This window comes from Microbacterium sp. (assembly GCF_035277845.1).
GTDB lineage: Bacteria > Actinomycetota > Actinomycetes > Actinomycetales > Microbacteriaceae > Microbacterium.
In genome coordinates, this window is sequence record NZ_DATEJS010000373.1 from 1 (window position 1) to 4,579 (window position 4,579).

At 69.4% G+C, this 4,579-nt stretch carries 4 protein-coding genes and 1 pseudogene; all 5 read right to left on the reverse strand.

Translation table 11 applies throughout. The features are described 5' to 3' along the window. Positions 1-11: 11 nt before the first annotated feature. A complete protein-coding gene (locus tag VJR25_RS16575; protein ID WP_324117029.1) occupies positions 12-899 on the reverse strand; it encodes a glycine betaine ABC transporter substrate-binding protein in 888 nt (295 codons plus the stop codon). Positions 900-920: 21 nt separating this feature from the next. Further along, entirely contained in the window at positions 921-1,814 is an 894-nt protein-coding gene (locus VJR25_RS16580; RefSeq protein WP_324117035.1) for a proline/glycine betaine ABC transporter permease, read from the reverse strand. 5 nt (positions 1,815-1,819) lie between these two features. Next, positions 1,820-3,106, reverse strand: coding sequence for a betaine/proline/choline family ABC transporter ATP-binding protein (locus VJR25_RS16585; RefSeq protein ID WP_324117031.1), 1,287 nt, complete (start codon positions 3,104-3,106; stop codon positions 1,820-1,822). Positions 3,107-3,396: 290 nt separating this feature from the next. Next, positions 3,397-4,359 (reverse strand): helix-turn-helix transcriptional regulator, encoded by a 963-nt coding sequence (locus VJR25_RS16590; RefSeq protein ID WP_324117033.1) that lies wholly within the window; start codon positions 4,357-4,359, stop codon positions 3,397-3,399. A gap of 1 nt (position 4,360) precedes the next feature. Beyond that, positions 4,361-4,579: pseudogene (locus VJR25_RS16595) on the reverse strand (ATP-dependent DNA ligase); the annotation flags it as partial.

Here is a 4,579-nt window from a genome sequence, read left to right on the forward strand (position 1 = left end):
GTGTCCGGGTGTCAGCTGGTCAGCGAATCCACGTAGGACTTGTTCTGATCCATCCACTTCTTCACGATCGCCGGGTACTCGCTCTGCGCGTGGTTCGTGCGGAACAGTGCGTCCTCCAGCGAGAACAGGTGCTTCGAGTCCATCGTGAAGCCCTTGAACCACCCGTCGACCTTGGACTTGTCGTGCGCGAAACCCGTCCGTGTGACGGTGTGGATCGACTCGGCTGCGCCGAGCGCACCCTTCGGGTCCTTGAGGTCCTTCAGGTGGTAGGCGTTGTAGGCCCAGTGCGGGCGCCACAGGGTGACCACGATGTTCTTGTGCGCGTCGAGCCCCTTCTTGAGCTCGGCGAGCATGGCCGGGGTCGACGACGTGACGAACTGCATCGTGCCGAGCTTGTAGTCCGGGATGACCTTGTCCTGCATCGCCTCGGTGAGGCCGGCACCGGGCTCGATCCCGACGATGCGGTTGCCGAAGTCCTTCGCATGCGACGCGAGCTGATCGATCGAGTCGATCGGGGCGTCCGCGTTCACCGCGAGGGTGAGCTTCGCGTCGTCGTTCCACGCGCCGAGGTCGACGAGGCGGCTGCCGTACTGCTTGAAGTAGCTGGCGTGGGTGGTGGGCAGCCAGCCGTCGAACGCGACGTCGAAGTCGCCCTTGGCGAGACCGGCGAACACGGGGCCGGCGTCGGCGTACTCGAGGTCGACCTTGTAGCCCTTCTTCTCGAGGATCTGCTGCCACAGGTACGACGCCGCTTCGCCTTCGGGCCAGCCGTTGAACACGCCGACCGTGACGGTCTTGGCGTCGGCGGCCTTGGCCGCGGCGGATGCCGAGCAGCCCACCAGTGCGACGCCGGCGGTCAGGCCCAGAGCGAGGGCGCTGAGGAGAGTGCGCTTGTTCATGGGATGTGGTTCCTTCCCTGATCAGACGTTCGCTGCGGCCGGCGCGGTGGTCGCAGCCGGGGCGGTCGCCGCCGGCCGCGCTCCGCGGACGGAGCGCCGAGCGCGGCCGAAGCTGCTCGTGACGCGGTCGAGGATCATGGCGATGATCACGACGGCGAGTCCCGCCTCGAAGCCGAGGGCGATGTCGGTGCGGCTGAGCGCCTGGATGATGTCCTTGCCGAGTCCGGGAGCGCCGACCATGCTGGCGATGACCGCCATCGACAGGGCGAGCATGATGATCTGGTTGACGCCCGCCATGATCGACGGCATCGCGAGCGGCAGCTGGATCTGGCGCAGGATGCGGCCGGGGGTCGCGCCGAACGCGTTGCCCGCCTCGACCACTTCGGTGTCCACACCGCGGATGCCGAGCTCGGTGAGCCGCACGCCGGGAGCGATCGCGAACAGGATGGTGGCCACCATGCCGGGCACCACGCCGATGCCGAAGAGGAAGATCGCCGGGATCAGGTAGACGAACGCCGGCATGGTCTGGAGGAGATCCAGCACCGGACGCACGATCGTCGAGACGGCCTGGGAGCGGGCGGCCCAGATGCCGAGCGGCACCGCGATGAGCACCGCGACGAGTACGGCGACGAGTGTCAGCGCGAGGGTCTGCATCGCGTTGTCCCACTGGTCGATCGAGACGATGAGCAGCAGCCCGACGACGGATCCGAGGGCCAGTCCGGCACCCTTCGCGAGCCACGCGACGGCGGCGACGACGAGGATGACGGCCCAGAACGGCGGGGTGGTGAACAGCCACTCCGCGGCGTCGTACAGTCCGGTGAAGATCGTCGAGACGCCGTCGAAGAAGCCGCCGAGCGCCCCGATGACCCAGTTGATGATCTCGGCGACCCAGTCGCCGAGCGGGATGCGGAACATGCCGGTCACAGGGCGCTCCCTTCGGCGACGGCCAGGGCGTTCGGGGCGAGCTCGGCCAGCTCCTCGGCGAGTTCCAGCGTCGTCGCCGGCACGATCGAGATCGGCTGCGTCGTGGCGGGCACGTTGCCGAGCGCCGCCAGCAGGGTGATGCGCGGAACGACGCCGATGAGGCGTCCGTTCTCGGCGACGACAGGCAGCGAGACGGGGCTGCCGACGGCCTGCTCGACCACGTCGGTCAGCAGATCGTCCGCCGACACGCGGCGCACGGTGGGGTCGGCGATCGCGCGCAGGTCGTGGGTGCCGGACTTCACGGCACGGATCACGGCGCGGTCGGTGACGACGCCGACGAGCGAGCGGTTCTCGACCACGAACACCTCGTTCACCTGCTCTTCGCGCAGCACGCGCAGGGCGCCGCGGATGCCGGCCGAGACGGGCACGGCGAGCGGCCGCTCCATGACGGCGCCGGCGGTGAGCACGCGGGCTCGGTCGACGTCCTGCACGAACTGCGCCACGTAGTCGTTCGCCGGGTCGGTGAGGATCTCCTCGGGGGTGCCGTTCTGCACGATGCGGCCGTCCCGCATGACCGCGATGCGGTCGCCCAGGAACATCGCCTCGTTGAGGTCGTGGGTGATGAAGACGATGGTGCGGCCGAGCTCCTGCTGCAGTTCGACGAGCTGCTCCTGCATCTCGCGGCGGATGAGCGGGTCCAGCGCCGAGAACGCCTCGTCCATCAGCAGGATGTCGGTGCCCGCGGTCAGGGCGCGCGCCAGGCCGACGCGCTGCTGCATCCCACCCGACAGCTCGTGGGGCATGGCGTCGACGCGATCGCCGAGCCCGACCTTGCCCAGGATCTCGCGGGCACGCTCGCGACGCTCGGCCCGGCCGACGCCCTGGATCTCGAGGGCGTACGCGGCGTTGTCCAGCACGCTGCGGTGCGGCAGCAGCGCGAAGTGCTGGAACACCATCGACAGGGAGCGCCGGCGGATGCGGCGCAGCTCGGCGGGGCTCGCCGTGGTGACGTCGGCGCCCTGCACGAGCACCTGGCCGTCGGTGGGGGCGAGCAGGCCGTTCAGCATCCGGATGATGGTCGACTTGCCGGAGCCGGACAGGCCCATGATCACGAAGATCTCGCCGGGCTGCACGGTGAAGCTCGCGTCGACGACGGCGGCGGTTCCGGCAGCCCGCACCTGTGCGCGGGTCTCGCCGGCTTTCAGACGCCGCACGGCGTCGCGGGGGTTGCGTCCGAAGACTTTGAACAGGTTCTTCGCCTCGACGGCGGGTGGGATGGTCACTTTGCTTGGCCTCGGCAGCCGCACGCGGCTGCATTGGTTACGCCCGGGTGACGATCTTCGGCGCACGCACTCCGCGGAAAGCGTCGGGTGGGGATGAGCGCTGCGCGTGGAGACGGACATCGAGTCCATCGCCCAGACCGCCGACCGTACGCCCGCACCTGCGACGCCCTGGGGGCGTGCGGCGCGGCCGCGGACTGGTCGTCAGTGGGCCGCGCCGAGCGCAAGCCCTCTCTCCACGGTAGGCCGGGCGCCGGAGCGATGCAAACCGAGGGCGGTTCGGCATTCGGGTCTCAGCGGCGCAGCGTCCGTGACGGCTTCTCGCCGAAGAGCTCCTGGTAGTCGCCGGCGAACCGGCCCAGGTTGACGAATCCCCAGCGCCGCGCGACCTCGGTCACGGTCGTCTCGGCGGCGTCCGCATCGAGGAGCTCATCGCGGGCGTGGATGAGGCGGATGCGGCGCAGGTAGCCGAGCGGCGTGACCTCGAGTTCGCGGCGGAACCCGTTCTGCAGCGACCTCACCGACAGCCCCGCCGATTCGGCGATCTGTTCGACGCGCAGGGGATCATCGGGATGATCCTCGATGTACTGCCGCGCCCGCCGGATCGCCGAGGTGAGCGCCCGATCGTCCGGCAGCCGGCCAGGATGAAGCACGTCGACCGGGAAGGTCGCGATGGCCGCGGCGACCACAGCTTCGAAGGTCGCGGCGCGGGTGAGGTCGTTGTGGAAGACCTCGGGAACCTGCACGACGCTCTGCCAGGCGTACGCCACCGTGCGCATCCAATGCTGACGAAGGGCGTCCGACACCGGCGAGGTCCGGGGCAGGTCGACGCGGGCATCCTCGACCCCCAGCCGCCGCGCCGCCGTGTTCGCCAGCGTGTCCATGTCGATGTTCACCATGAGCAGGTCGAGATGCTCGGATTCGGAACTGCCGGGCCCCGGCCGGAACAGGAACGGCTGGCTCGTGTCGAGGTCGGTGTCCCCCGTCTTCGCGGCGTAGCGGCCGCCCAGCACCAGCCCGTACGCCGCCACCTGCTCGAACTCGACGGCGATGTCGATCCACGAGCTGATCTTGAACCGGGCGAACGTGACGCCTTCGGCGCCCCGCGTCGTCTGCTCGAACCAGAAGCGTCGCCGGGACTCGCGCAGCTTCGCCACCGGATAGATGCGGCGCACGAGCGCCTCCGCGGTCGCGATGTCGTCCGTGCGGAACGTCTCGTCGTGCCACGACGGGCTGCCGGCCCCTTCGGCGGGCATGTCAGTACTCCACCGCTTCGGACAGCGCGACCTTGGGCTCGGCGACCAGCTGCAGCCCCGCACCGGAGTTCGCGGTCGACATCAGGACGTCGAGCCAATGCCGGTTGATCGACGCCTCCCGACTGCCGTAGAACGTGAAGGTCAGAGAGATGCTGGGCGTCACCCAGATGCTCGTCCGACCGCCTCCCGTGGACCCGTTCTCCGTCCACGTGAAGTGGAA

Bases quoted from the DNA above. Each gene is read 5' to 3' on its own strand.
- VJR25_RS16575 (WP_324117029.1), bottom strand. From the start codon at position 899: ATGAACAAGCGCACTCTCCTCAGCGCCCTCGCTCTGGGCCTGACCGCC.
- VJR25_RS16590 (WP_324117033.1), bottom strand. From the start codon at position 4,359: ATGCCCGCCGAAGGGGCCGGCAGCCCGTCGTGGCACGACGAGACGTTC.
- VJR25_RS16580 (WP_324117035.1), bottom strand. From the start codon at position 1,814: ATGTTCCGCATCCCGCTCGGCGACTGGGTCGCCGAGATCATCAACTGG.